Genomic DNA, 26869 nt, shown 5'->3' with positions numbered 1-26869 from the left:
CAATCTATTGACAGCTATCTGATCTTGGCCAGAAAAATCAAAGTAACTACCCGTTAGTACAGCCACTTTAAGTTATATAAATGACTTAAAAATTCAAACAAGGTTAAACCTAAAACGATTAAGGAAATTATCAATAACCACTTTTAGCTAGGCAGGGGAAATAACACTGAATTTGGTATAGACCAAAACACATATTTCATTTATAACTGTTAAAAATAAATGTTTAATTTATGTAATATTTATGTAATTTTATTTGAGTGCGGCGGTCTTTATCTTATAAAGTAATGTGAAAAGAGAAGTTAAATGAACAAACTAAGAAGAATGATGATATTTAAGGGGGTGGTAGAGTCAGGATCACTGACCAAAGCCGCGGAGAAGTTATCTTTGTCTAAATCAGTGATCAGCCAACATCTCAAGAAACTAGAAGAAGAGATAGGAACACCACTACTATATAGAAACACACGAAGCCAATCATTGACCAACGTTGGTAAAGACTTCTATGCGTACTGCCTTGAAATCAGCCATTTATCAGAGTTAGCTTGGGAGAAAGCAAGATCTAAGCAATCAGTACTGGCAGGGCAGTTAACAGTGACAACATCCTATGCTTTGATGCAAACCATCGTTGCACCTGCACTATGTAAGCTGATTAAAACGCACCCTAAAATCCGCCTGAATTTAATTAATGAAGATCGCCATCTCAATCTAGTGGAGCGGGGGATAGATCTTGCTGTTAGAGTGGGTAAAAGCACAGATGTGGAGCAATCACAACAATATATTGGTTCATTTAGAGACGTGCTATATAAAGCAAAGGACAGTGAATTTAACGACACAACCGCTCCTTACATTGCAAACTCTTGGGAAAGCAAAGTCACAAATTATGAATTTATACATACAACACAAAATATCGTTAAACAGCTTTCATTCAAAGCACATCACAAAACCAATTCCGTTAGCGATACAATAGGGCTCATTGAAAGCGGTTTGGGTATTGGATTAGTGCCAGAAATCATCGCATTTAATAATCATAACCTGGAGCGAGTAGATCCCGAATTCGAGCTGGAAAAAGTGGAGGTATTTTGCATTCATAAAGGTAGTACTGATGTACCCGCGACGATACGAATTGCGCAAAGTGCTATTAAAAGCTATATGGATGCTCATCAATTTGTATTGAAAAATGCTGCGATGCACTAGTGAGCGCCAGATGGAATGCTGTCCTCATTTGCGTTACTAAAAATCTACGTTATGCTTGCAGTAGTTTAAGAAAATTATTTCATTCTAAACATGAAGTTAAAGGAAAATCTATTCTCCCGTTGTACCTTGGTATTTGGGCTAATATTGTTTGCGATACTGAGCCAAAGTACTCAAGCGGAAATAACCATCGCGGTTGTAGGCAAAACTAAAAATGACACCTTTTATGAACAATCGTATAAAGGGTGTGTAGACTTTGCGAAACAACATCCAAATGTAGAGTGTATCTACGATGGTGCAGACGACTATCAAGATTTTAGAACGCAAAGCCTAATCATTAATGAACTATTGAGTAAAAAGGTAGACGGGTTATTAATATCAACTACCGATTCAAACTATCTCGTGTCACGTTCACTCAAAAAGGCAAAGCAATTGAAGATACCAGTGATCACTTTTGACTCTGACCTTTTAACAGAGCATAAAGATTACCGTCTCGCCTATGTAGGAACCGATAACTTTGCATTTGGTGTTGCACTTGGAGAAGCCGCTAAACCTTATAAAAAGGCCGCGCTTCAATCGTTTTGTATTCAAACAGGTCATCACTCAACACCTAATTTGGATAAAAGGATCAATGGCGTTAGATATGCACTCTCTACACATACAATAGACAACCTTACAAAAACAGAGAATGATCTCAAGCAAGGGTGGCAAGAGTACGAACGATGCACACTTTACACAATGGGTAAACGCGAAGATGCGATAAGCCAACTATTGACCTTGCTAAGTTATGAAAATCCCCCGATTTTTATTGCTGTCGCTGGCTTCGCTCAATTTCACTCTAATTATATTGAACGCGTATTACCATACAAAGAGAAGATCAAAAATAACAATGCTGTGATCATTTCCGCAGATACAGAAGAGATGCAACTTAAAGCTTTGGAAAAGGGACTTTCAACAATCAATATTGGCCAAAACCCCTTCGAAATGGGCCGAAAAGGAGCGGAATTACTTTACAATACGATAGCGCTTGGCCAGTCACCTTCCAAGGACAACTACTACTTAGACTTTCATTACTGCAACCAAACAAACGCTCTTAGATGTACCGTTAACCATTAGCTTTAATGACCTCGCTATACGAAACCCTAGTCTCGGTCAAAATGACGGATAGGTTTCGACATCTATTTTCCACGCCAAGAAAACAATACTAAAGTACCAATTAAAAAGTCTATTTAAAGACGTAAAACACCATAAAATCTGGTTTTTCGGTTATTCATTGACCGCTGACTCAAAAAATACGACAATGGTAGTATATTAAGTAATGTTATTGTAAACAAAAAATTTACATTAACTCTATTTTATTGGAGTGGCTATGAAACTTAACTTTACAACCTTAGCGTTAATATCAGTTGTTGGTACAGCAAGTGCTGCCGACAATTTAGTCGTTAACGGCTCGTTTGAAACATCAGGCAATATTTCTGGTGATTGGGCGTTATTTGACAACCTCCAAGGTTGGAATAGAGAGGGTGCCAGATTCGAAATTCAAAAGCAAAGCCTTGGTATTATCGTGCCTCAAAACGGCAATCAATACCTAGAGCTTGACTCAACTGCAAATTATACAATCTACCAGAATATCCCAACAACTGCTGGAAAAAAGTATAAAGTGAGTTTTTATTACTCGCCTCGAGTGGTAAACAATAACTCAACTAATCGTGCACGTGCATGGTTTGGTGACAACACACTAGTGACGATGAATGCAACGACCCGAGGCTGGACAAAGTACGAGTATACGGTTGAAGCAACTGGTAGTTCGACACAATTACGCTTTCAGGGGTTAGGCACTTCTGACTCATATGGTGCGTTACTAGACAACGTAGTCGTAACAGAAGAGGAAGACGTTACACCTCCAGAGCCTCCAGTAACTTGTAAAGTAGGCGTGTATGGCATCAATAACTTTGGTGAAGACAGCAATAGCTATGTTTATAAATTCGACATGGTTAATGGTACCTATGCATACGTTGATGGCGTCGCTAATACAGCTTCAAACATTGCTGCGCACAATGGTGCACTTTACTTTATGGAACAAAACGACAGTGCATCTAAAGCTTCATCACTTTGGAAGGTTTCACTAGATAGTGCAGAGCAGACTTTAGCTGCTAGTGCAGTTTCATGGCCATTATACCGTTCAGCAGTAACGCCAGACGGTACTAAATTACTTGCAAGCAGCAAAACTTATCTTTATGAGTTTGACATGCAAACAGGCGCAAAAACAGTGCTTGGAAAGCTAAGCTATGCAGGTGACGACTTCTCACACGGTGATATCGCTTATTCAGCAGATACTAACGTGATTTACGTACTAACAGGTAAAGCACTTTACACACTAGATAAAGGCGACATGTCTTTAGATCTCGTTGGCGAGCATGGTGTAAATTGGGCATCGGGTTTAGCAGTAAGCTCAGACGGCACGTTATACGTATCTGGCCGTAACTCAGGTGAAGACGCGAAGATCTACACACTAGATCCAAACACTGCAGAAGCAACCTTTGTAATGGATGGCCCTGAGCACATCAACGACTTAACGTACGTAGCCAACTACTGCGAATAAATTAAGAAACAAGTAGACTGTAGACAAGGCGAGGGGAAACCCTCGCTTTTTTCGTTTTGGCGCCCTTATTGCAAATAAATGACGCGACCCTTTTATTTAACATAATATAAATTATAGGCTTATCTACACAGTATTGCATAATATGTGTAGATGTCACTATAATATGTCCAATACTAACCAATATCGGACTTATCATGATTTTACCATTGGTCGACACCTTAAAGCAGCTTAGGTATCAAATCGCCCATCTTGAAGATGATACGCTTGGGCATGAATATCCAGAGCTGGAAAAATTCTTGGCTCGTCAAGGTAAATCAATACCGGTACATAGCGAGCTACAGTTCCTATTTCAGTTTTTGTATGTTTACGGTCGTAAGTCTGAAGCTACTTTTAACCGCTTTCGTAATGAGCTTGAGCGCTTTTATTTATGGTCGTGGCTGGTTGCTGAGAAGTCAGTGTTTGAGCTAAAACGCGAAGACATCGAGGCATATGTGGATTTTGTGGTAGAGCCAGATAACGCATGGACACAAACTTCTGTGCAGTGGCGTTATAAGCAAAACCAAGGTATCCGTCAGGTTAACGAAAATTGGCGACCATTTGTTCTCAAAGAAAACGGCGCTAGCCAGCAAACGTTGACAGCAATGTTTACCGCGCTCAATGTGTTTTACAAGTTTGCCATTTTAGAAGAAAAATCATTTGCTAACTTTGTTCCAGTGGTTAAGAAAAATAGCCCGTATTTAGTTGTTCAATCGCAAATCAACCTTCCTGATACGCTGAGTGATTTGCAATGGGAATATGTTTTTGGTGTAACACGTGATTTAAGTGAACAGCAGCCGGACCTAGAACGAAATCTTTTCGTATTAGCTTGCTTAAAAGGCTTGTATTTACGCATTTCAGAGCTATCTGACCGCCCTCATTGGTCACCAGTAATGAGCCACTTTTGGCAAGATCAAGATGACTTTTGGTACCTAAGAATTATGGGTAAAGGCAATAAGCTAAGGGATGTAACGCTTAGCGAAGACTTTATCAGTTATTTAAAGCGTTACCGGCAGTACCGGGGGTTAAGCGCCCTACCTCGCGTTGATGAGCCCTACCCAATTGTTCATAAACTAAGGGGCCAAGGCGGTATGAACGTTCGTCAATTACGCCGTATTGTTCAGCAAAGTTTTGACTTAGCAGTGGCTAAACTAAAGGAAGATGGCTTTACAGAAGAGTCAGAGCAACTCGAAGCCGCAACTTCACACTGGCTAAGACATACAGGTGCAACGCATGATGCGCAACACCGCCCGCTAAAACATCTATCTGAAGATTTAGGTCACGCTAAAATCGCAACAACAGATCAAATTTATATTCAAACCAATATTAAAGAACGCGCCAAATCGGGTTTGAAACGGAAGATTTAGGCTCAGAGCGTTCGGTCTGGATTTTAAGGAGTATATATGAGCTCAAGATCATTGGTAATAATTGAAGATGACTTAGGCCTTGCGGAACTGCTTAGGCGCTTCTTTGAAAAACATGGTTTTATCGTGAGTATCCAAAATGATGGAGTGAGCGGATTGGCGCATGTCCTGCAACTTCAGCCGGATTTTGTATTGCTTGATTTGATGTTGCCAAATAAAGATGGTTTCGAGATCTGCAGGTCACTACAAAACAGGTACAATGGTAAATTGATTGTGTTAACCGCGAGTCACGATGATATAGACGAAATTACGCTATTAGAAATGGGGGCTGATGACTTTATTCATAAGCCAGTCAACCCACGAATTATCCTAGCGAGATTTCGAAAACTAGTTCGCCTAGCAGAAGAAAGTGAGAATAAACAGCAAAACGGGCACGTGATCCGTGTTGGCCCCTTCTCATTTAACTCATCGACAAGGCAAGCAAGCCAAGATGGTATACCGCTTGGTCTCTCAGACAGTGAATACACATTATTCCATTTTTTGGCGTCTAATGTTGACTCTATTCTAAGTCGCGACCAGATTTCAACTCAGCTGTACGGCCGCTCATTTGATGGTTTCGATCGTACAGTTGACAATAAAATCATGAAGATAAGAAAGATTATCGGTGATGAAATGCCCTATCAATACCTCATCACTGTAAGAGGGAAAGGATATATTTTTATAAATAGCAAGGAAACTGTATGACAAGCATACGTTTTGCATTTGCAAGCTTACTCTTTGCCAGTTTGTTTTTAGTGATAAACCCCCTTTTGACTACTCTAGCTACAAGTTATTTCTCAAAAGAGCTGAAAAAGGATGTAGAGCTTGATTATCTAGCCTATGTTTATGCTTTAGATGCAGCTCGTCCTGGCTTGGATGATGCTCAGTGGCAAGCTTTACTTGCCCAGATCTCAGAAAAAAGTAATCTAAAAGTACAGACACTAGATAGACCTGCATTTGAGCAAACGACTAAGTTAGTCATCGAAAACGTTTATGATGAGGAATTACAAACCGTAATCGCAAAAATACAAGGTAAAGAGTTAATAGCGTTTTCTGCGCTTGGAGTGCAAGGCTCTGCAGGGGCGATCCTCAATTTTATTCAGTATGGTTTACCCTTAGGACTAATCCTAGTCCTATTTTTGCTGCACTCACTTTGGTTGCAATTTCGACTTTCTAGGTTAGAACATGCTAGTAAATTAATTGCACAAGGATTGTTATCTAAACGTGCTGATACCGGACTTTTAGCAGTCGGACGTGTCAATTACGCCTTTAATCAAATGGCTGAAAAATTAGAGTGTGCCTTTGCACAGCAAAGGAATATGATCAGAGCCGTATCTCACGAGCTCAAAACGCCATTATTCCGACTTCAGCTCAAGCTTGAGTTGCTTGATGTTCCACCAAAGAACAAAAATCTGGTTCGAGAGTTATTTGAGGAATGTGAAGAGCTTGAAATGCTGGTGCATGAGATTTTGGAGTTCAGTAAAGTAGAACAGTTTTCCGCAAAGACTAGCGTTTCCAATTTTGATTTGAGTACACTAATTAATGAATACATCGTCACTTTAGAAAAGTATTGTAATCACCCTATAATTATAAATTGTCCAAACTCAGTATGGATAAGAGCCTGCCAAACAGATGTTAAACGCGTGCTTCATAACTTACTTGTTAATGCTGATAAATTTGCAGTCGAGCAGATCCGTGTTTCACTAAGTTTATGTAACGCTCAACTTCTCTTAACTGTGGAAGATGATGGCATTGGCATTGCAGAAGATAAACATGAGTTAGTCTTCCAAGCCTTTTTTACGGTAGATGAAAGTCGCTCAGGAAGAAGACGGGGTGCAGGCCTTGGCTTGACCATCGTAAAAGAAATTTTATTGAACTATGACGCTGAGGTCTCGGTAAGCAGAAGTGAACTCGGTGGCGCATGTCTAATTATCAATTTGTCCCCAATGTTGATCTATTAACTATGACAAACCCCTGACAAATCCGCGACAATCAAATCACCACTTACACTTTAAAATAACTTCATATTTTAATCGATAGGAAGTTATGATGAAAAAATTCAACTTAAGACCGATCACTTTAATCTTGTGTATCGGCCTTGCTGGTTGCCACTTTGACGAAAATAACAGCAGCGTAGAGGTTGTTCAACAAACGCAAAGAAATGAGCTTTGGTATTCGGAACATTATGGTGAAATAAAACAAATAGTTGATGAGCGTCTAGTGACCTGGCAAGTAACAGGCTCCTCTTGCTATCCAATTCTGACATTAGACCCTCTTCCGTTATTTGACGCGTTTAGCGCCAAAAGTGCAGGCTTGCTTACCTATAAACGACCCTACGATTCTGGCCCTGTAAAATACACTGAAATATCCAGTCTCGATGAAGTCTGTAAAGACGGATTTATATCTACCTCAGATAAAAGTGACTATACCTTTGACGCAAAGGCAATCTTTGAACTTTTTTGGCTGGATATGAAAAATCACTATGCATTTTTCTCTGAGCGTAATGTAGATTGGGACGCTGTTTATAACCAGTATGCTGGGCAGCTAAGTGATGCCAATGAGACAAAACTACTAGGCGTATTTCGTGAAATACTTGAACTACTAAATGATGGTCACACCAGGCTTTATTTTAGCCTTGAAGAAGAACCGATAAATTTTGAAGCTAAACCTACCCTATTCAAAAGGTTAGAACGAGAAGCAGTTGATCTAAACTTGACTGGTGAGCTTGCTGAAAAATATATTGAAACGCAAACGAATCAACTACAAATGACGATTGCACAATATCTGGATCAAGAGACAAAGCAAGACTTTATAATACGTAAACAGCAAAGTCCGAATGGCCCTAATTGGGGAGTGATTAACACTGGTGGTCAACATATTGGTTATTTGAAACTCTATCATTTTGAAAACTTCATTGATGTAGCAGGTATTGAGCGTCAAGATATTAGTTATGCCAATGCGGCTTTCAACGATTTACTGGATGAAATTTTCACAGACTTATCCCGTACTAATCAGCTGATTATTGATATTCGCGATAATGAAGGTGGCCATGACATACAAGCACTAGAATTAATCAAGCGCTTTATCTCACAAAATACGCTTGTTTGGGATATTAGTACATTTTATGATGGGGCGTTGCATCAGCTGACATCGGTTTATGCAGAGCCTGATAATGACAGGCCATATTATCTTAAAGATATTTATCTTCTAACCTCAAACGGTACTTTCAGTGCTGGCGAAACCTTTGCGTTGGCGATGTCTGCGCTCCCTCAAGTAACACTGGTAGGACGCGCTACAGCTGGTGCTACCTCTGATACTTTTCCACGGATGCTGCCTAATGGTTGGATTTATGAGCTTAGTAATGAGTACTATGAAAATAGTTTGGATTTGAATGTGGAAGTGCTAGGTGTTCCTGTTGACGTTGAAGTCGATCCCTTCGACATCACATTTAGAAAAGAGAACAAAGATGCGGCGATTGAAAAAGTATTGTCACTACTAAGCTATGAGCCTTAACTATGAAAAAAGGACATCCACTGATGTCCTTTTTATCATTTAAGTGTTTTAGCAAAAAAGCGATGGATTGAACTACTACATTTAACTCAACTAAATAGCATCACTTACGCTTAAAACGAACAATCAACTCGTGCATTTCTTTAGCAGTCGATTCTAGGTCTTTACTCTCTTGATGCACTTTGTCCGCGCTATCTAGGCTGTTGTTTGCAAGCTGTGCAATGTTTACGACTTGCTGATTAATGTCATCAGACACGGCTGCTTGTTGCTCAACCGAAGTTGCAATTTGCATCGACATATCACTAATTTGGATAACCGCTTGGGTGATTTGTTGTAGCATATCGGTGCTTTGATTCAGCTGTTCAATACCGTGAAGCGATTCTTCTTGGCCTTGCTGAGCAATGTCTACTGACGCTTGTGTGCTGCTGGTTAGTTCTTCAATAATTGCATGGATCTCTTTCGTCGACTCTTGTGTGCGCTGTGCTAGATGTCTAACTTCATCAGCAACTACTGCAAAGCCCCTACCTTGCTCACCAGCTCGCGCAGCTTCTATTGCTGCATTTAGTGCTAGCAAATTAGTTTGCTCAGCGATTTGTTCGATAATTTGTGCGGCTGCTGCAATTTTATCAGTTTGTTTAGAGACACCTTCAACAGAATTGCGGATGTCAGCAATGGTATTACTTAAATCACCAAAAGCAATTTTGGTTTTATTAGCGATCTGTTCTGTTTGAGAAGTCAAATCAAGGGAGTTCTGAGCATCTTTAGCACTCAGTTGCACGCTGTTAGAGACATCGTTGATGGTTGTTGTCATTTCATTCATTGCTGTGGCAACAAGCTCAGTCTCAGTTTGCTGCTTTTGTAAATCAGCATAGGTGGCTCGCGCTTCTTTACTCGCCGTATGCGCTCCTTTAGATACGTTTTGCGCCGCATGTTCAACACGCGTAAGAATTGTATCTAGGTGTGCCCTTTCGCTCTTTAAGCGGACTTGGATTGATGCCATAGTACCATCCCAAGTCGAATAAACTTGCTCAGATATCTCATCGCAAAAACTGTGCGCCAACTCAGATTCTAGTCTTCTCAGCTGTTCTTTATCGCGCCAAGTTGCATAGGCTGAATATGCCAGCATATTTGCCATCAACCAAAAAAATCCTGCAGACTCAGAAGCAAAATACCAAAGTGCCAGTGATGAGATGATGTTAAAGACTGGCCAAACCACGCGTAATTTGGGAAGACCGAAACTGCTTCCTTTATTAGTATTTACGTTTGTATAAAGTTGACTTGCCCGTTCAACCGTAGCCCTATCTGGGCAGCTTCTAACCGACTCATAGCCAATGATTTTGCCATTTTCTGTTATTGGCGTTACATAGGCATCTACCCAGTAGTGATCACCATTTTTACAGCGGTTTTTTACGATCCCCATCCATGGCTTGCCTGTTTTAAGCTGCGTCCACATTGTTTGAAACGCCACAGGTGGCATATCTGGATGTCGTACTATATTATGAGGTTGACCAACTAACTCATCACGAGAAAATCCACTAACATCAACAAACGCTTGATTGCAGTCAATAATATTTCCTTTCAGATCAGTGACGGAGATGAGTTTTACATCGCGAGGAAAGGTTTTTTCTCTTTGGGTTACTGGGTGGTTGGTTCTCATTAGACAAGTCCAAAACTAACAAAAAATTGATTTTCCCTTAAATATTTGCAGAAAAATACGCCCTCAATCCATGAATAGCAATAGAGAAGGGATTAATTAACGATAATTACAACTATAGTGTGAGTTAATTTTAGGCGCAAATTGATTTATGCCAGTTTAGATCGAAATTAGGCTTACTCCCGTATAGCCTTTCTTGTAAAATAATCCTAATAAAATGATAATCTAAGGAGCGTTAAGTGTCTCGCTTTTCAGCCATTACAGATAATCCCCATGAAGGCCGATTTAATTCCAAAACGGGCGTTCTTATTACGAATTTAGGTAGCCCGGATGCACCGACGGCTAAGGCACTTAGAGTTTATCTTGCGGAGTTTCTCTCCGATCCCCGTATAGTCGAAATTCCAAGGCTAATTTGGTTAATGATTTTACATGGCATAATTTTACGTGTTCGCCCTAAAAAGTCAGCACATGCCTATCAATCAATTTGGACCGATGAGGGCTCCCCGTTGATAACCATTAGTCGAGCGCAAACTGATAAAATAAAGAAGCAGTTACGCAGTGAAGGTTTTGAAAACATCGAAGTTGAACTCGCCATGCGCTATGGCAACCCGTCAATTGAATCAGGGCTTGAGAAATTAAGAGAAAAAGGCATCACAAGAATTATCATCGTGCCACTATATCCTCAATATTCCAGTGCAACGACAGGCTCAACCTTTGATCAGATCTCAAAGGTGCTAAGAGGTTGGCGCTGGGTACCAGAGCTACATTTTATTAATGGCTATCACAAACATCCGCTCTATATCGAATCTTTAGCTAATTCCATTAGCGAAGATCTTGAGGCGAATGGGGAGCCGGATAAATTGGTATTTTCATATCATGGTACACCAAAGCTATTTTTAGATAGAGGCGACCCGTATCACTGTTTTTGTCAGCAAACGACTCGCTTAGTCGTTGAAAAACTTAATCTTGATAAAGAAAAAGTAATAACTACCTTTCAAAGTCGTTTTGGTAAAGCAGAATGGTTACAACCTTATACGGACAAAACACTTGAGAGTTTTCCCAGTCAAGGTATTAAAAACGTCGCTATTTTAAGTCCGGCTTTTAGTGCAGACTGCTTAGAAACACTCGAAGAGTTAGAAGTTGAAAACCGAGAGGTATTTGAGTCTGCTGGCGGCGAAAAGTATCGCTATATTCCCGCACTAAACGACCGTGATGATCACATTAAAGCGATCACAGCGCTGATAAAACCACTGCTGTAATAAAGACGCAGAAGCAATCTGCTATTTTTAGGTGTGATATCAAAATATCACACCTTTATTTTTCTAACGCACTTTGTGTTTGTTCAGCAAAAGCGTCTGTTGTGAGTAGCTCAAGACAGGCATCTATTGGTTTTGCGGGACTGTAAAAGAATCCTTGAATGTGATGACAACCGAGCTCTCGTAATTTTTCGAGTTGAGTAAACTGCTCTACCCCTTCGGCTATCACACCAATTCCCAACTTATCACTGAGCTTAATGAGGCAGTCAATCATTACTTGTTTGTTGTAATCAGACATCAGGCTGTCGACAAAGCTTTTGTCTATTTTTAGGTAATCCACCTGATTTTCTATCAAGTTACTTAATGATGAATAGCCAGTACAAAAATCATCAAGCGAAACCTTGATCCCATGTTCCCTCAGTTGATTAAGCGTTTTCCAAGTATAGCGATTTGTAGCAAGCGATTCGGTAACTTCAATGGTAATTGCTTCATACGGGATCTTTGCTTTTTCGATGGCGCTGGTAATTAACTTCACTTGATTAATACTGGCTTTAAACTCACTAACAGAACGGTTAATAGAGATCCCAACCTCTGTAAAACCAGCTTGGTGGATCTTTGCTAAGTCTTGGCAACTACGCTCAAGTACAAACTGTCCAACTAAATGAATAAGACCAAATTCTTCAGCAATAGGAATGAAAGTACCTGGTGATACCATTCCGTATTCATCATCAAACCAACGTACTAGGGCTTCAAACTTTGTGATGTGGTTGGTATCAGCATTAACGATCGGTTGATAATAAACAGTAAGCGCTCCTTCTTTCAGTGCCTGCTTTAACTTGTCTTTAAGCTTTATTTTATTTAAATAGGCATTTTGAATTGCCGCATTGTGTAAGGCTACCTGTCCGCGCTCGGTCTTTTTCACGCTATTGAGTGCATGCGCTGCGTTTCTGAGTAAGTTAGCCGCGGTGATCCGAGAGCCTGCTTCGAGCTGTGCAATACCTGTAGAACAAGTGACTTCTATAGTAATTTCATTAAATACATAGGGCTGAGAAAGTTTCAGTGCAAGCTTTTGAGCAATTTTAAGCGCGCTTTCTACATCGCTATGAGTGAGCAATAGCGCAAATTCATCACCACCATATCTTGCGATAATGTCATTTTGGCGAACTGCATTTTTTAATCGTTTAGCTACAGAAATAAGTACCTTATCGCCAATCTCCGGACCAAAAACATCGTTCACTTCTTTAAACCTGTCTAAGCCAATGAAAAGCAGTGAACAACTGGTATTGTTACTTCTAGAGCCCGATATTTGTTCTTCCAATCGCTGCATAAAACTGCGGCGATTTAATAATGCTGTTAATGGTTCATGGTTGGCGTAGAAGGTAAGTTGAGACTCGTTCCGCTTCCATTCGGTAATATCTCTAAAAATGCCGACGTAGTTAGCAACTCGACCTTGCTCATCCTTCACCACACTCAGTGTTAATTCCTCAGGATAAATCTGACCGTTCTTGCGACGGTTGTGGATCTCTCCTTTCCAATGGCCAACCGTGCTCAATGATGCCCACATGGCTTCATAGAATGATTTATCTTGCTTACCAGATGATAACACCGCGGGGTCTTGGCCCAATAATTCGTAGCCGGTATAACCCGTTAGCCGCTCAAAAGCACGATTCACCATAATGATTTTATTTTCATTATTGGTGATCATAATGGCTTCTGTAGCATGCTCAAACACAACATTAGTGAGTTCGAGCTGTTTATTTAGCGATGAAATATAGCTAATATCTTGAATAGTCGCAGTGAATACAAACTCATCGCTATGCTGCTCATCAGACTCTACTTGCCCAATAATTCTTAATAACCCATGATTTTCCGTGCGAGCGGCCAATGAAACTTGCAAATCAGTATTGCGAACGGCACCTAACCTCACTTTTTCTAATGCAATCCGCAGCCTTTCACTATCTTCTATCGTGAGTTTATCGAGCAATAATGACAGCGACGGAGAATGAGCTTTTGTCTTAAGTAGATGATTTAGGTGGGGGGAAAAGTAGTGCTTATTTTGTTTAAGTTGCCATGTCCATGTGCATAGGTCCGCTATTTGCTCACCTTTTGCAAGTTGCTTTAGTAAAATACCTTGTTTAGTCAATTCTAAATTGTGGTTAAGCTCCGTTGAGATCAGGTGTCCTAACTCTTGAAACCACAATTTTTCTTCAAAGCTGACTTGTTTTTCTTTATTAAACAAACAGACCATTATTCCTATTGGTTTGTGATCTAAGGCCCTTAGCGTTACCCCTAAATACCCCTCTATACTAAGAACACGAAGAATTTCATCTTCTTCATAAAGTTGTTGCAAGCCACTGGTAACACTGCACACTTCGTTACTTGCTTTAGCATCAAAACACGGCGTCCCTTCTAGGTCATAAATAATATTATCGACTTCTTTACCATCCGCCAAGTACATAACGGTCTTTACGCGCTTATCGTTATCGATAAACTTACCCACAAAACAATGATCCGCATCAAACCGTTCAAACAGCTGTTTCAATGCAAATTGATATCGCTGATTAGTGGATGTTAAATTGTAAAAATGGCTAAACGTTAAATTCATAGAAGTCTGTATGGCTAATTCTCGACCAAGATTTTTGTTTAATAAATAATAATAGCTTATTAAACTACATAGAATATAAATACAGATCAATAAATTTGCTTTTTGAAAAGAAATTGAGTCTAGTAAAAGCAAGATAGCGCCGATTGGCGCTATCTAAGAAGAAAATTTGTTTATCTACAGTTGTGGTTGCACGTCCAAGCCATAACCAAACATCACAGCGAGTACCAACACAGTTGCCGCTGCTACCATGAGTTTAGCCATTAACGGCATACAGAATCTAAACCAATGGGTATATGGGACGCCAGCCATGCCGAGTATCCCCATTAATACTGCATTGGTCGGTACTATCATGTTTGAGAAACCATCACCAAACTGATACGCAAGTACTGCAACTTGCCTTGGTACACCAACTAGGTCACCTACTGGAACCATCAATGGCATGGTAACAAAAGCCTGACCAGAGCCCGAAGGTATGAACATATTTAAAAGCGTTTGGATAAGTAACATACCAACAGCTGAAACTTCCGCAGCGACATAAGAAAGTGGTGTTGAAAGACCATGTACAATCGTATGAAGAATTTGACCATCCTCTAGAATTAGTGCAATACCACGAGCTACACCAATAAGCACTGCAGTAGTAACAAGATCTGAGACTCCTTCGATAAATCGGTTTGCGGCTTCATCAGCTGAAAGTTTACCAAGAATTGAAATAACGATACCCCAGGCGATAAATAAGCCACCTAGTTCGTAGAGATACCATCCTTGAGTCGCAATACCCCAAACCGCACAGACAAGCGTAACAATGAAGGTAAGTAGAATAGTTCTATGACGACCATTAAGCTGCGGATAGCTTGGCGCAGCCTGACCTGCCAGTGGGCAAGGCACGTCTTTCATCATAGAGTGCTCAGGGTTTTGCTGTACCTTTTTTGTATAGCTCCATACATGATGAAAGCCAATCAGTACAAATGGAACAAAAATAGCAAATCTCAACCATATGCCCGAATAGACAGGTACTTCAGCAATTTGCTGAGCAATTAATACCGTAAATGGGTTGAATGCCGAGACACCGTAACCAATACCATAGCCGGCAATGATCATACCAACAGCGGTCATGGCATCTAGCTTCATTGCTTTACAGAGTGCAACTAAAATCAGCACAAACGGGATGTATTCGCCTGCTGTACCAATAGCGCTTGACGCGATTGCAAAACAGAACACTACCATAAAAATGAGTTTTTGTGGTTTATCGCCATTTTTCTCAAGTAAACGACCGATCAACGCATCAACGGTGCCTGTTGCACGTGCGATTGCGAGTACACCACCAACAATCATAACGAAAAAGATTACGTCTTGCGCAGCAGCAAACGCACGAGGAATAGCTTTTAGCAGATCCCAAGGTGTAAGATGAACAGACTCTTCTGCAATATGGTAGGTACCAGCAAGCACAACCTGCCTGCCAGAGTCAGTAGTTGCAGTATCAAAAAAGCCTTGTGGAATAATCCAAGTCGACAGTAATGCAATTAGCATCATACCTAGTAGCAGGACTAGTGTATGAGGAACTTTCAATGTTTTTGCCATGGAAAGTACAGCTCCAAATTTGGTAACGGTAAAATTGCAACGCATCTTACCGATATTCGGAGCAAATTTCACTTTTTAATATCAAATTTCCAATTATGCTACATTGTGATTGGCTAAAACGGCATGTTCAACACGGTTCCTGCCGTTTGCTTTCGCCTGATATAGACTTCTGTCTGCAAGTTTAAGTGCATGATGCAAATCCTCAGAGCACAGCGGCCAGTGAGAGATACCAAGTGAAATCGTAATATGCCCAGCTTCACCAAACTCAGTTTCAGCGGTACATGCACGCAAGCGTTCTGCAATTATGTCTGCTTTATCAATGTCTACATATGGCAAAAACATTAAAAACTCTTCTCCACCGCTACGACATAAGTGATCTTGTTCACGTGCATTAGTGCGCATCAGCTCGGCGAGTTTTCTGATTACTACATCACCAACATCGTGGCCGTAAGTATCATTCACATGTTTGAAGTGATCGATATCGAGCGCAATAATGCTAAACGGAGTTTGCTGCTCATAGGCAGTCTCCAGCCACTTTTCCATTCCTCGTCTATTGAATAAATGAGTAAGCTGATCTTGCTTTCTTTCATCGTCAAAGCGTTGGATCTGTGCTCCTAAGTTCTTAACACTGCTGTGCATTGCCTGATAAAGCCATGCGGCTTCATAATACCATGTAGATACATGTGGAAAATCTATGTTTCTACCATCTTGCACTTGCTCTGATAACTTAGCTAATCGCCATAGGGGCTTTGCTATTAAGGTTCCGAGTCCAAGTACACAAATTAACAAAAGTACAGTAAATGGAATGGTAGTTTTGAGTACGTGCCGCATAGTATTAGAAAGGTGCGACATGGTAACTTCTAACGGACGTTGTGCTACTACGCCCCAACCACTTGTGGGAACCAGAGCATAGCCCGCAAGCATCGCAACGCCTTGGGTATTTATCACTTGTGCTGACCCTGAAACTTTATTAAGCAGAGACCCAACAACTTCATTTTCAGTGACATCTTGTCCTATTCGATGATCGTCATGATGATAAATAAGTTTACCATTTGGCCCAGTAACAAAAATATAGGTTTTGTCCTTATGATGGTGGTTAGCAAGAAGCCGCCCTAAGATATTATCTCCTTTTAGATAAATCCCAGCTGCGATAAAGCCGACAAATTTACCTTCTCTATCAAACATTGGGTGTGTTGGGCTCACCATCAAATTTCCGGCGGGAGAGATAAATGGCCCTACGATGAAAGGTGCCTGTTTACGAAGTGGCGATGTTTCGGCTTCATTTATAAGCGTAGTCCCAACAACACCGAGTGAACTGGGTTGAGCACCGATAATTTCTCCATCGGCGTTGACTAGCACGATTGAATCAAAACTATGAGTTCGAGTAAGCATTTGCTTAAGTTCGTTATCGACCAACTCTGGGTTATCTAGCTCCGAGGCGATAGTTTCGCTCGACGCTTTTAATTGCATCAAAACTGATTGTAAAAAGAGATCAGTAACATCCGCGAGCTTAGTTGCATAAGCGCGATTTGCCTCCAAGGTATCTTTTACCATCACTTGCTTTTGAACTTGGTAGCTTGAGAACAGAGCGTTTAGCAACGAAGTAAATACGCATAATGTGGCAAGAATGAGTATGAGCTTTTTGAGGTCTAACCAATGTTTTGCTTTATTTATTTGTACCACTAAGAATTCTCTTTAATGTACTTCCATGACATTTTAGCTATTCGTTTGAATGAAACAGTTAATCTATATCAAACTTCTGGTCAGACCAATAACGAATAAGAACGTGCACATTCTGTGTGCCGGTATTATAACCACATAGCCAAAAATATTTAGTTTTTTGAACGGATTATTGGTATTGTCTCAGCTATCAGGTGTAAAATAATCTGAACATAAATACAGCGAAGTTCTAATGAAGAAAAAGACTACCAATCCACTAGTTGGCCACTTTACACTTGCTTGCCTTGCGCTCGCGGCGATATGGATGTTCGTATCTGATAAAGATGCATTGCTTGTCCTTAATTCCTTGGTTCTTGTCTATATTGTCTTTGCTTTAGCAAAACGATTAATGAAGGCTTCCAATAAAAAGTAGCGCGCTTTACTGCTTTTGTTCAGAGCCTCGTTATTTATCGGCTCTGAACACAATAAATGGCCTGTTTTACTGCCTAACCAGCTTTAATAGGTTTTCCCCCCTACTATCAAGCTCATTAAGTGGCTTAAGCCCCATAATGTGTGTAAGTGTTGGGTAAACTTCTAAATTGCTAGCTTGTTCTATCGTTACACCCGATTTAAAGGCAGGGCCACTTGCGACAAAAAATGCGGCCATATCAGGTGTCACCTCATACCCATGCGTACCATAATAGCCTTGCTTGCCTTTTTGCATAAAGACAATAGGCGCTTTTGCTTGCAGGATAATGTCACCGATACGAGAAGACTCACCGCCATTTAATTGCAGTTTTCGCTCACGATTTAATACTTTATAACGACCATTCGCTTTTTTACGTAACTGCTGTATAAGCGTCTCTGTTTCAAGGACTTTATCACCTAACGCATAAAGTGACACCCTCGTTCCGCTATTTTTTATCGTCCAATCTTCAGGTATATCTAGCTCTTCGAGGATCACGGCTTTGCTTGGCTCTACGCTTGCCATACCGTGGTCAGAAACGAGTACTAAGTTCACTTTAATTTTGTCCCTTTTCAAAACAGCGACAAAATCTCCAATTAAGCCATCAACAAATTGTACCGCTTCTCTCGTTTTTTCATGATCTGGTCCGTATTCATGACCCATGGTATCCACTAGAGAAAAGTAGCTGGCGACAAACAATGGTTTTTCGCTTTTTGGTAATTTTAGCCAGTTGTGTATTTCATTTAGACGGTTCTTGTAATCAGCTTGTTTTGAATAGTGATAGTAATAGTCAGGCGTCATACCATTGATTCTAGCGTCTGATTCAGGCCAGAAATACGCGGCAGACTTATACCCGTGCATTTTTACAAGATTCCATAACGGAATACCACTTATCCACGAGCTATCCACTTTACCCATTCCCATCTTATAACACTCTTCACGCTTCTTATCACAAAAGTAATTATCGACAATGCCATGATTGATTGGTTTTAAACCCGTAACAATAGATAAGTGATTCGGAAATGTCTTAGTCGGATATTGAGGCCATAGCTTAGTCGCGCGGACGCCCTGCTTCGCAAGATTTGCAATATTCTTTGCATCGTGTTTTTCAATGTAATCCCATCTAAACCCATCAATGGAGATCAATATGGTTGTCGCGCGCTCAGCAAAAGCAGTGCAACTAAAGATAGATAAGGTGAAAAGGAGGATTCTTAACATGTATAAATTCCCGTGTCATGTGAGTACCGCTGCAAAAGTAGGAGGCTGTGCAGCATAATCCGTGTGATTGTGGCCGCATTAAATCACAATGATTTGAAATTTATATTGATTTGCGGTCAGTGGATGGCAATTATAGATATTCGGGGAAGGTTAACTTTCACTATGTTGTAGTTGAGCTTAATTAATGCTTGATCTAAGTCAAAGTGACCTTTATATTAAAGTTTCAATAATTACTGAAAGTTTAGAACAATGAACTTATCACCAAAAATAGAAAATTTTGTACTTCATTGCGGCGAAATGGGAAGCCGTTGGGGTTTCAACAGAACTATAGGACAAATGGTTGGTTTGTTGGTTATTAATGAAAAACCATTAACAGCGAACGAAATCGCCGATGCGTTAAAAATTTCACGCGGTAACGTGAGTATGGGAATAAAAGAATTGCAATCTTGGCAACTAGTTAAGGTGCATCATATTCCCGGCGACCGTAAAGAATACTACTCTCCAAACGGCTCTATTTGGGATCTCGCTAACCGCGTATTTGAAGAGAGAAGAAAAAGGGAAATCGACCCAACACTAACTCTACTTCGTGACCAAATCCTAGATAGCGCCAACTCACCTGAAGAAGTGTATGCACAGCAGCAAATGCAATCCATTCATGACCTACTTGAAACCGTCACTAAGTGGTCAGCGGAACTTCAACGCCTATCACCAGAGCAATTGCAATCGTTGATGAAGCTCGGTTCTTCTGTGAGTAAAGTAATAGATTTAAAGGATAAATTATTACGTAAGTCTTAAAGTGCGAGGTGCGTCATGCTTGATACGTTGTTGTTGTCGCGAATACAATTCGCAGCAAATATTAGTTTTCATATTCTCTTTCCCACGATAACCATCGCGTTAGCTTGGTTTCTGGCGTTTTTTAAACTCAAGTATGACCTAACCGAACACCCGGTTTGGTTAAGAGCTTATCGCTTTTGGGTCAAAATTTTTGCATTAACCTTTGCACTCGGTGTCGTAAGCGGCATTACCATGTCGTTCCAGTTTGGTACAAACTGGCCCGGCTTTATGGAGAAAGTCGGCAATATTGCAGGTCCCTTGCTCGGTTATGAAGTATTGACCGCATTTTTTATGGAAGCAACATTTTTAGGGATCATGTTGTTTGGCATGAAGCGCGTACCACCTAAAATACATACTTTAGCCACTTTTATCGTCGCCATAGGTACAACGCTTTCCGCATTTTGGATCCTGTCTTTGAATAGTTGGATGCAAACCCCGACAGGCTTTGAACTTAGAGACGGTATCGTATATCCCACGGACTGGTTCGAAGTTATTTTCAATCCTTCATTCGGTTATCGCTTCTTCCATATGTTATTAGCTAGTGCGCTGACGGCTTCATTTTTGATAGCTGGTGTCAGTGCGTATCGGATGCTGAAAAACGATGAAAAACATGCCCCCAAGAAAGCGCTAACCGTTGCGTTAACAGTTGCGGCGCTGCTTACTCCATTGCAGGCTTTCGTTGGCGATTTGCATGGCCTAAATACGCTAAAACATCAACCACAAAAAATTGCAGCAATGGAAGGGGTTTGGGAAACAGAGAAAGGTGCACCACTACTATTATTCGCAATTCCGAATGAGGAAGAAAGACGCAACGACTTTGCGCTCGGTATTCCTAACATGGCAAGTTTTATTCTTACCCACGACGTTAACGGTGAAATTAAAGGGCTTAATGAATTTAAAGGTGAACACCCACCTGTTAAGCCCGTCTTTTTCGGTTTTAGAATCATGGTTGGGATGGGCATGCTGATGATCTTAGTTGCGTTTGTCACTCGTTTTACATTATGGAAAAAGGGCGAGTTACCGAAGTGGCAACTGAAAACGCTTGTTGCGATGACTTTCTCAGGCTGGGTGGCTACCCTCGCAGGCTGGTATGTCACAGAAATTGGCCGCCAACCTTATATCGTCAGTGGTATCTTAAGAGTTGAAGATGCAGTCACAACAATTGCCTCAGAAAACGTCTTATTTACACTCATTGGCTATCTGACGATATATGCAATCTTACTGTACGCTTATATTCGCACTTTGTTCCACACTGCTAGCAAGTCTGTAGAAGTGGAAGAGTACGACATGAAGGAATTTGCTGAGGAGGTGACTCGTGTTTAATCCGGAATATCTATCTCTCATCTATGCCGGTTTGATGGCACTCGCTGTGCTTGTTTATGCAATATTAGATGGTTACGACCTTGGCGTTGGCATGATGATCCCGCTGGACGATAAAGAAACCGCAGACACTATGATAGCCTCTATCGGTCCATTTTGGGATGCTAATGAAACGTGGTTAGTTTTAGCTGTAGGCCTCGCATTTATCGCATTTCCTCAAGCCCATAGTATGATCTTGCAGGCGCTCTACATTCCTGTTGTGTTTTTACTCTTTGGCTTAATTATGCGTGGTGTCGCTTTTGATTTCAGAGCAAAAGCGAGAGTTAAACGCCAAAGGCGGTGGGACAAAGTATTTAAATTTGGGTCGCTACTCACCTCGTTTGCGCAAGGGTATATGCTGGGGCTTTATGTCATAGGCTTTGAAAATACCCCTCTTGCCCATGCATTTGCGGTCTTTAGTGGAATTGGCGTTGTCTGCGCGTATGGCTTGATTGGTTCAGCATGGCTAATTATGAAGTGTGAAGGGCAATTGCAGCAAGATGCGATTAGCTGGTGCAAAAAATTTGCGAGAGTAGCCTTTGTTGGGGTGTTGCTCGTTTCTATCATCAACCCAGCGATTAATGAGTGGATCTATGAGCGTTGGTTTGACCTCCCGATGGCCTTAGTCGTATTACCAGCCCCGATTATTTGCTTGTCGCTCTTTGTAATTTTAGAACTTGTGTTACAGAAACTACCAAAGTCGCCGGATAATGGTGCTTGGTTACCGTTCCTGATTTCAGCATTTATCTTTGTGCTTTGCTTCTTCGGCTTAGTTTATAGCTTTTACCCATTCGTAGTGCCAGGCAAGCTAACCATCTTCGAAGCGGTCGCTGACGCATCGGCTCTTACTTTCTTATTATATGGCGTAGTCATTGTGGTGCCGACCTTAATTGCATATACGCTATTTTCGTACCGAGTCTTTTGGGGCAAGGTTCAACCTTTGTCCTACTATTGACACTTGCATACATTAGCCCAACCAAAAGGCAGCGAGTTGGACGCTGCCTTTTTTATTGCTTTATGAATACTACTCGTCTTTGCTATATGTCTTTTTTGTTTACTGCAAATCTAATGCCTGCGAAGCAAGCTTTATCATCCAATAAATAGGCATAAAAAAGCCCGCTATTCGAGCGGGCTAAGTCTGACTTTGTGGCTAAATCTTTGGGTAACCTATTCTGTCAGATAAATATCCAACGCTTGAGGCAAAGTAATAAGATCTATTCCAATTCATTAAAGCCTTGTAATTGTCATAAGCCAAGTACATCCGGCCATTGGCGTCATCTGGCATCACTAAAGCGGCTGTGATATTCACTTTTGGCAAGTCAGTGCCATCCATCCTACGAAGACCAAGCGCTTGCCACTCCTGCAATGAACGCTCTGATTTACTCCACTCTTTTAACCATTCGCTGTGCGTTTTAGTACCACGCTTTAAAATGTAGCTATTGTCAAAACCTTCAGGTAGCTTAACTTGGCGACCCCAAGTGAGATCGTCGTTCCAGCCCACACTTTTCAGGTAATTGGCTATTGACGCAAAAGCATCTTCTTGTGTCGTCCAAATGTCCTTACGACCATCTTTATTATAATCGACAGCATAAGACGTAAATGAAGTTGGCATAAACTGAGTTTGACCCATTGCTCCTGCCCACGATCCTTTGAAATCATCCAGACCGATGTGACCATCTCTTAAAATATCTAGCGCAGCCCACAACTGTCTTTTATACAAAGCTTCTCGACGACCATCAAAAGCAAGCGTCACTAACGCACTAATGACTGGATAGCCGCCTTGAATACGACCAAAGTTGCTTTCAAGGCCCCACAGGGCAACAATAAACCGTGCCTGTACGCCATATTCTTTTGCTATTTTTTCTAAAGATTCTTGGTGTTCTTTGTAGAGTTTGCGAGCCTGTTGGATTTTCCATTCAGGGACGCGCTTGGGTAAATAAGTTTCTAGTGTTTCGACAATTTCTGGCTGGGACTTATCAGCCTTAATCACCTTTTCCTTAAATACTGCTGTTGCAAAAGCCTCATCAACTAGTTGTTGTGTATAGCCCTTGTCAACCGCTTCTTGTTTTAAGTTTTTGAGGTATTCATCAAACTTCGCTTGAGTGTTAGCAAAGACTGATGTGGACAAGCAAACTGAGGCTACTAGTAGGGAAATTTTTTTTATCACGAATCTGTTACTCCGTTTTGCTTTCTAAATTCATCAAGCAAGCTTTCTGTATGCGGTGGAAGTTGCAAGTAAAACCCATCGTCAGTTAATTTTTGCTTAACCGTTTCAAGATCAGCAATTCCCAATTTTGTTCTTCTCGCAAGGTCAATGATCATGACATAGATAGGAGTGCCGAAAGTTTCCATTAACGGTGCAGGGACATTGGAAAAATCATCTCTTTTAGTTACAAAAAGATAGGTATCCGCTTTTTTTGGACTTTTGTATATGGCAGTGAGCATTATAAGCCTATAAATTCTTGCTAATCATGGGCGGTCACTATACCATGCTATTAGTAAGTTGTGGAAAGTTTTACTACGCGCTAAAGTCAGCTAGATAAGGCTTTAGCGGCGGTTGTAACAGAAATTTGAGTACATATGGCAAATCAAACATTCGAACTAAAAGGAAATCTATTTACACTCTCTGTGCTGCAGTTGTTTTCTTTAGATCTGACCAAGTTAAGGCAAGATCTTGATAGCAAAATTTCGCAAGCGCCTAAATTTTTTCAAGGTGCACCAATTGTGGTTAATTTAGCTGATGTTCAGGAGCAAACTGTAGAATTCAAAGAGTTAAAGCAAACACTGGTCGATTTACAGCTCAATCCAGTGGGTGTGTGTAGCGGTACTCAAAGTCAGCACGACTTAGCCAAAGAAGCCGGGTTTTCTGTACTAAACTATTCAAGGGATGTGCAACCGAGTACCCCATCACAATCTCAAGCAGCAGAAGTAGTAGAAAAACAAGTTTATCTTCCTGCTCAAATTGTGAACGGAACGGTACGTAGTGGTCAGCAAATTTATGCTAAAGACCGTGATCTGATCGTGCTAGGTGCTGTAAGTCATGGTGCAGAAGTTATCGCCGATGGTAACGTGCACATTTACGGTACTTTACGTGGTCGTGCAATCGCAGGTGCGCAAGGCCAAGAAGACACGAGTATATTCTGTCAGCGCTTAGAAGCTGAGCTGGTGTCTATAAACGGGAGTTATTGGATCAGTGATTCGCTGCAAGGTGAACACTGGGGTCAAGCTGCTCAAATAACACAACAAGACGAATCATTAAAAATTACAGCTTTGGTCAAAGGATAAATCAGATGGCAAAAATTATTGTCGTAACTTCAGGTAAAGGCGGTGTTGGTAAGACAACGTCAAGTGCAGCAATTGGTACTGGCTTAGCGCTAAAGGGTTATAAAACAGCCATTGTCGATTTTGATATTGGTCTTAGAAACCTCGACTTAATCATGGGATGCGAGCGTCGCGTTGTTTATGATTTTGTCAACGTTATCAACGGTGAAGCAAACCTAAATCAAGCATTGATTAAAGATAAGCGCGTTGAAAAACTTTATATTCTTCCAGCTTCTCAGACTCGTGATAAAGACGCCCTCACTCGAGAAGGGGTTGAACATGTGCTAAATGAGATGAAAGAAGAATTTGATTTCATCATTTGTGATTCCCCTGCAGGTATTGAGGCTGGCGCAATGATGGCATTGTACTTCGCTGATGAAGCCGTGGTAGCAACTAACCCTGAAGTTTCATCCGTTCGTGACTCAGACCGTATTTTAGGTATTCTACAAAGCAAGTCGAAGCGCGCTGAAATGGGCCTAGAGCCGGTTAAGGAACACCTATTGCTTACACGTTATAACCCAGAGCGGGTAGATAGCGGTGAAATGTTGTCGGTAGACGATGTAAAAGAAATTCTAGCGATTGACTTACTAGGTGTAATACCTGAATCAAAAGCAGTACTTAATGCGTCGAACTCAGGTCAACCGGTTATCTTAGACCAAGAGTCTGATGCAGGCCAAGCATACAGCGATGCAATTAACCGCTTATTAGGTGAAGTCGTTGATTTCCGCTTCTTACAAGTTGAGAAGAAAGGTATCTTCAAACGGATCTTTGGAGGGTAAGGTGTCATTACTAGATTATTTTCGTTCTGAGAAAAAAAATAGCGCATCATTAGCGAAAGAGCGACTGCAAATCATCGTTGCGCACGAACGCTCAAAGCGTGGTACACCTGACTACTTACCACAACTTAAGCAAGATATCCTCGATGTTATTCGTAAATATGTGAAAGTAGATTCGGATGCTGTCAACGTCCAGTTTGAACAAAACGAGGATGACTTAGCAGTATTAGAATTGAACGTTACTCTACCTGATGATGAAAAGTAACAGTTTGAGTAAATGTAATAAGGGCTATTTCTATAGCCCTTATTTATTTCGTTTTGCCCATTCTAATTAAGCTGTCAAGGGGCTTTACATTGCCCTACTCTTTGCTTAATTTCCGAACTTCAGGTCACTTATTCTTATTTAAGGACAAAGTACCTTTGACCCTTTTTGCAGGCTTAGCATTGGGCTTTGGGCTTGACTTACGTTTGTTGTGACTGTGATTTTGTTCACCATTTCGCGTTTTTGGCTTAGGCTTAACGCTATTTTGGTTGTCGAGTTCAGTTGTTCGATCTTTGCTGTTATGCGCTCGCCTATCTTGCTTTGGACGACCAACCTCACTAACTTCACTTCTAGGCTTATCATGCTGTTTTCCCGCACCAGCACCCGCTGATGCTTCTTGCGTTTTACTCGATGACTCTGTTGCGTGATTAATCGCTCGCATTTCGTTTTCGTTAAGGTGACGCCACTTACCAGAGCTAAGGCCAGTTAGATCGATATTCATTATCCGAATACGTTTAAGGTGTGTTACTTCAAATCCTAGATATTCACACATTCTGCGAATTTGACGATTTAAGCCTTGGGTCAATACAATGGTAAATGACTTAGCCCCGGTTTTACGAACTTTACAAGGCTTTGTGACGGTGCCAAGGATTGGAACACCAGAGGACATACGTTTTACAAAGCGCTCATCAATAGGCCTATCGACCACAACCTCATACTCTTTTTCATGGTTATTGCCGGCGCGAAGGATTTTATTGACCATATCGCCTTGGTTGGTCAAGAAAATTAATCCTTCGGATGGACGGTCTAAGCGACCAATAGGGAAAATACGCTCAGGATAGTTGATTGCACTGACAATATTGCTTCTGATTTTACGCTCGGTGGTACAAGTTACACCAACAGGTTTATTATAAGCAATAAATACAGCCTTTGGCTTTGCTTTCAGAGGCTTACCATCAATGATGATAGTGTCAGCATCAGACACTTTGGTGCCCATTTCTGGTAGAATTCCATTTACTTTGACACGACCTGAGGCGATTAAGTCATCAGCTTCTCGACGACTGCAGAATCCTGTTTCACTGATGTATTTATTGAGGCGCTTTTGCTCTGTCACGATACAACCACTTTGAGTAAAAACCCGT

At 41.0% G+C, this 26869-nt stretch carries 22 protein-coding genes; 14 read left to right on the top strand and 8 right to left on the bottom strand.

What is annotated here, in order from left to right:
- Positions 1-303: 303 nt before the first annotated feature.
- From L3V43_RS07745 to L3V43_RS07715, 7 genes are all read left to right on the top strand, one after another.
- Complete coding sequence (locus tag L3V43_RS07745) at positions 304-1191, top strand: LysR family transcriptional regulator (RefSeq protein WP_102058056.1); 888 nt, start codon at positions 304-306, stop codon at positions 1189-1191.
- Positions 1192-1281: 90 nt separating this feature from the next.
- Positions 1282-2304 carry a substrate-binding domain-containing protein gene (locus L3V43_RS07740; protein WP_235367339.1) on the top strand — a complete coding sequence of 341 codons (1023 nt, stop codon included), beginning with the start codon at positions 1282-1284 and terminating at the stop codon, positions 2302-2304.
- Between the two features lie 253 nt (positions 2305-2557).
- Positions 2558-3790, top strand: a complete 1233-nt coding sequence (locus tag L3V43_RS07735) for a DUF642 domain-containing protein (protein ID WP_102058054.1) — start codon at positions 2558-2560, stop codon at positions 3788-3790.
- Between the two features lie 194 nt (positions 3791-3984).
- Positions 3985-5193 (top strand): site-specific integrase, encoded by a 1209-nt coding sequence (locus L3V43_RS07730; RefSeq protein ID WP_237116294.1) that lies wholly within the window; start codon positions 3985-3987, stop codon positions 5191-5193.
- 36 nt (positions 5194-5229) lie between these two features.
- Positions 5230-5934, top strand: coding sequence for a response regulator transcription factor (locus L3V43_RS07725; protein ID WP_237116295.1), 705 nt, complete (start codon positions 5230-5232; stop codon positions 5932-5934).
- On the top strand, positions 5931-7190 hold the full coding sequence (locus L3V43_RS07720) for an ATP-binding protein (protein ID WP_237116296.1): 1260 nt from the start codon (positions 5931-5933) through the stop codon (positions 7188-7190). Before L3V43_RS07725 ends, L3V43_RS07720 begins: the two co-directional genes overlap by 4 nt.
- A gap of 85 nt (positions 7191-7275) precedes the next feature.
- Complete coding sequence (locus L3V43_RS07715; protein WP_237123929.1) at positions 7276-8742, top strand: S41 family peptidase; 1467 nt, start codon at positions 7276-7278, stop codon at positions 8740-8742.
- Positions 8743-8842: 100 nt separating this feature from the next.
- On the opposite strand, the gene L3V43_RS07710 is transcribed toward L3V43_RS07715, so the two are convergent.
- Positions 8843-10396, bottom strand: a complete 1554-nt coding sequence (locus L3V43_RS07710; protein WP_174169224.1) for a PAS domain-containing methyl-accepting chemotaxis protein — start codon at positions 10394-10396, stop codon at positions 8843-8845.
- Between the two features lie 236 nt (positions 10397-10632).
- Here L3V43_RS07710 and hemH point away from each other — a divergent pair, with 236 nt between their 5' ends.
- Positions 10633-11652: a ferrochelatase gene (gene hemH / locus L3V43_RS07705; RefSeq protein WP_235367340.1), complete on the top strand. Its 1020-nt coding sequence runs from the start codon at positions 10633-10635 to the stop codon at positions 11650-11652.
- Positions 11653-11707: 55 nt separating this feature from the next.
- Here the strand turns inward: hemH and L3V43_RS07700 are convergent, their stop codons facing one another.
- From L3V43_RS07700 to L3V43_RS07685, 4 genes are all read right to left on the bottom strand, one after another.
- Positions 11708-14254, bottom strand: a complete 2547-nt coding sequence (locus tag L3V43_RS07700; RefSeq protein WP_237116298.1) for a GGDEF domain-containing phosphodiesterase — start codon at positions 14252-14254, stop codon at positions 11708-11710.
- A 174-nt stretch (positions 14255-14428) separates the two neighbouring features.
- Positions 14429-15832: a TIGR00366 family protein gene (locus L3V43_RS07695; protein WP_237116299.1), complete on the bottom strand. Its 1404-nt coding sequence runs from the start codon at positions 15830-15832 to the stop codon at positions 14429-14431.
- Between the two features lie 93 nt (positions 15833-15925).
- Positions 15926-17515, bottom strand: a complete 1590-nt coding sequence (locus L3V43_RS07690) for a sensor domain-containing diguanylate cyclase (protein WP_102058046.1) — start codon at positions 17513-17515, stop codon at positions 15926-15928.
- 475 nt (positions 17516-17990) lie between these two features.
- Positions 17991-19175: an ectonucleotide pyrophosphatase/phosphodiesterase gene (locus tag L3V43_RS07685; protein WP_010605405.1), complete on the bottom strand. Its 1185-nt coding sequence runs from the start codon at positions 19173-19175 to the stop codon at positions 17991-17993.
- 249 nt (positions 19176-19424) lie between these two features.
- Between L3V43_RS07685 and L3V43_RS07680 the strand changes: the two genes are divergently transcribed.
- From L3V43_RS07680 to L3V43_RS07670, 3 genes are read left to right on the top strand one after another with little or no spacing between them, the layout of a single operon-like run.
- Positions 19425-19970, top strand: a complete 546-nt coding sequence (locus L3V43_RS07680; protein ID WP_010605404.1) for a MarR family transcriptional regulator — start codon at positions 19425-19427, stop codon at positions 19968-19970.
- A gap of 15 nt (positions 19971-19985) precedes the next feature.
- Entirely contained in the window at positions 19986-21332 is a 1347-nt protein-coding gene (locus L3V43_RS07675) for a cytochrome ubiquinol oxidase subunit I (RefSeq protein ID WP_039495168.1), read from the top strand.
- A complete protein-coding gene (locus L3V43_RS07670) occupies positions 21325-22323 on the top strand; it encodes a cytochrome d ubiquinol oxidase subunit II (protein WP_010372949.1) in 999 nt (332 codons plus the stop codon). The genes L3V43_RS07675 and L3V43_RS07670 overlap by 8 nt, the downstream gene beginning before the upstream one ends.
- Before the next feature lie 195 nt (positions 22324-22518).
- Here L3V43_RS07670 and L3V43_RS07665 read toward each other — a convergent pair whose 3' ends face one another.
- Both L3V43_RS07665 and L3V43_RS07660 read right to left on the bottom strand, forming a co-directional pair.
- The gene (locus tag L3V43_RS07665) at positions 22519-23535 is read right to left on the bottom strand and encodes a lytic murein transglycosylase (RefSeq protein ID WP_237116300.1); all 1017 of its coding nucleotides are present in this window, start codon (positions 23533-23535) and stop codon (positions 22519-22521) included.
- Entirely contained in the window at positions 23532-23813 is a 282-nt protein-coding gene (locus tag L3V43_RS07660) for a YcgL domain-containing protein (RefSeq protein WP_010372955.1), read from the bottom strand. Before L3V43_RS07660 ends, L3V43_RS07665 begins: the two co-directional genes overlap by 4 nt.
- A gap of 135 nt (positions 23814-23948) precedes the next feature.
- Here L3V43_RS07660 and minC point away from each other — a divergent pair, with 135 nt between their 5' ends.
- Genes minC through minE form a run of 3 tightly spaced genes read left to right on the top strand, consistent with a single transcriptional unit; the run spans position 23949 to position 25730 of the window.
- Positions 23949-24653, top strand: a complete 705-nt coding sequence (gene minC, locus L3V43_RS07655) for a septum site-determining protein MinC (protein ID WP_010372958.1) — start codon at positions 23949-23951, stop codon at positions 24651-24653.
- Positions 24654-24658: 5 nt separating this feature from the next.
- A complete protein-coding gene (gene minD, locus L3V43_RS07650) occupies positions 24659-25468 on the top strand; it encodes a septum site-determining protein MinD (protein ID WP_237116301.1) in 810 nt (269 codons plus the stop codon).
- 1 nt (position 25469) lies between these two features.
- On the top strand, positions 25470-25730 hold the full coding sequence (minE, locus tag L3V43_RS07645; RefSeq protein ID WP_010372964.1) for a cell division topological specificity factor MinE: 261 nt from the start codon (positions 25470-25472) through the stop codon (positions 25728-25730).
- Positions 25731-25854: 124 nt separating this feature from the next.
- Here the strand turns inward: minE and rluF are convergent, their stop codons facing one another.
- The gene (rluF, locus tag L3V43_RS07640; protein ID WP_237116302.1) at positions 25855-26841 is read right to left on the bottom strand and encodes a 23S rRNA pseudouridine(2604) synthase RluF; all 987 of its coding nucleotides are present in this window, start codon (positions 26839-26841) and stop codon (positions 25855-25857) included.
- Between the last annotated feature and the right edge of the window lie 28 nt (positions 26842-26869).

The organism is Pseudoalteromonas sp. L23 (genome assembly GCF_021728455.1).
Classification (GTDB): domain Bacteria; phylum Pseudomonadota; class Gammaproteobacteria; order Enterobacterales; family Alteromonadaceae; genus Pseudoalteromonas.
This window is presented reverse-complemented; position numbering and strand designations above follow the sequence as displayed.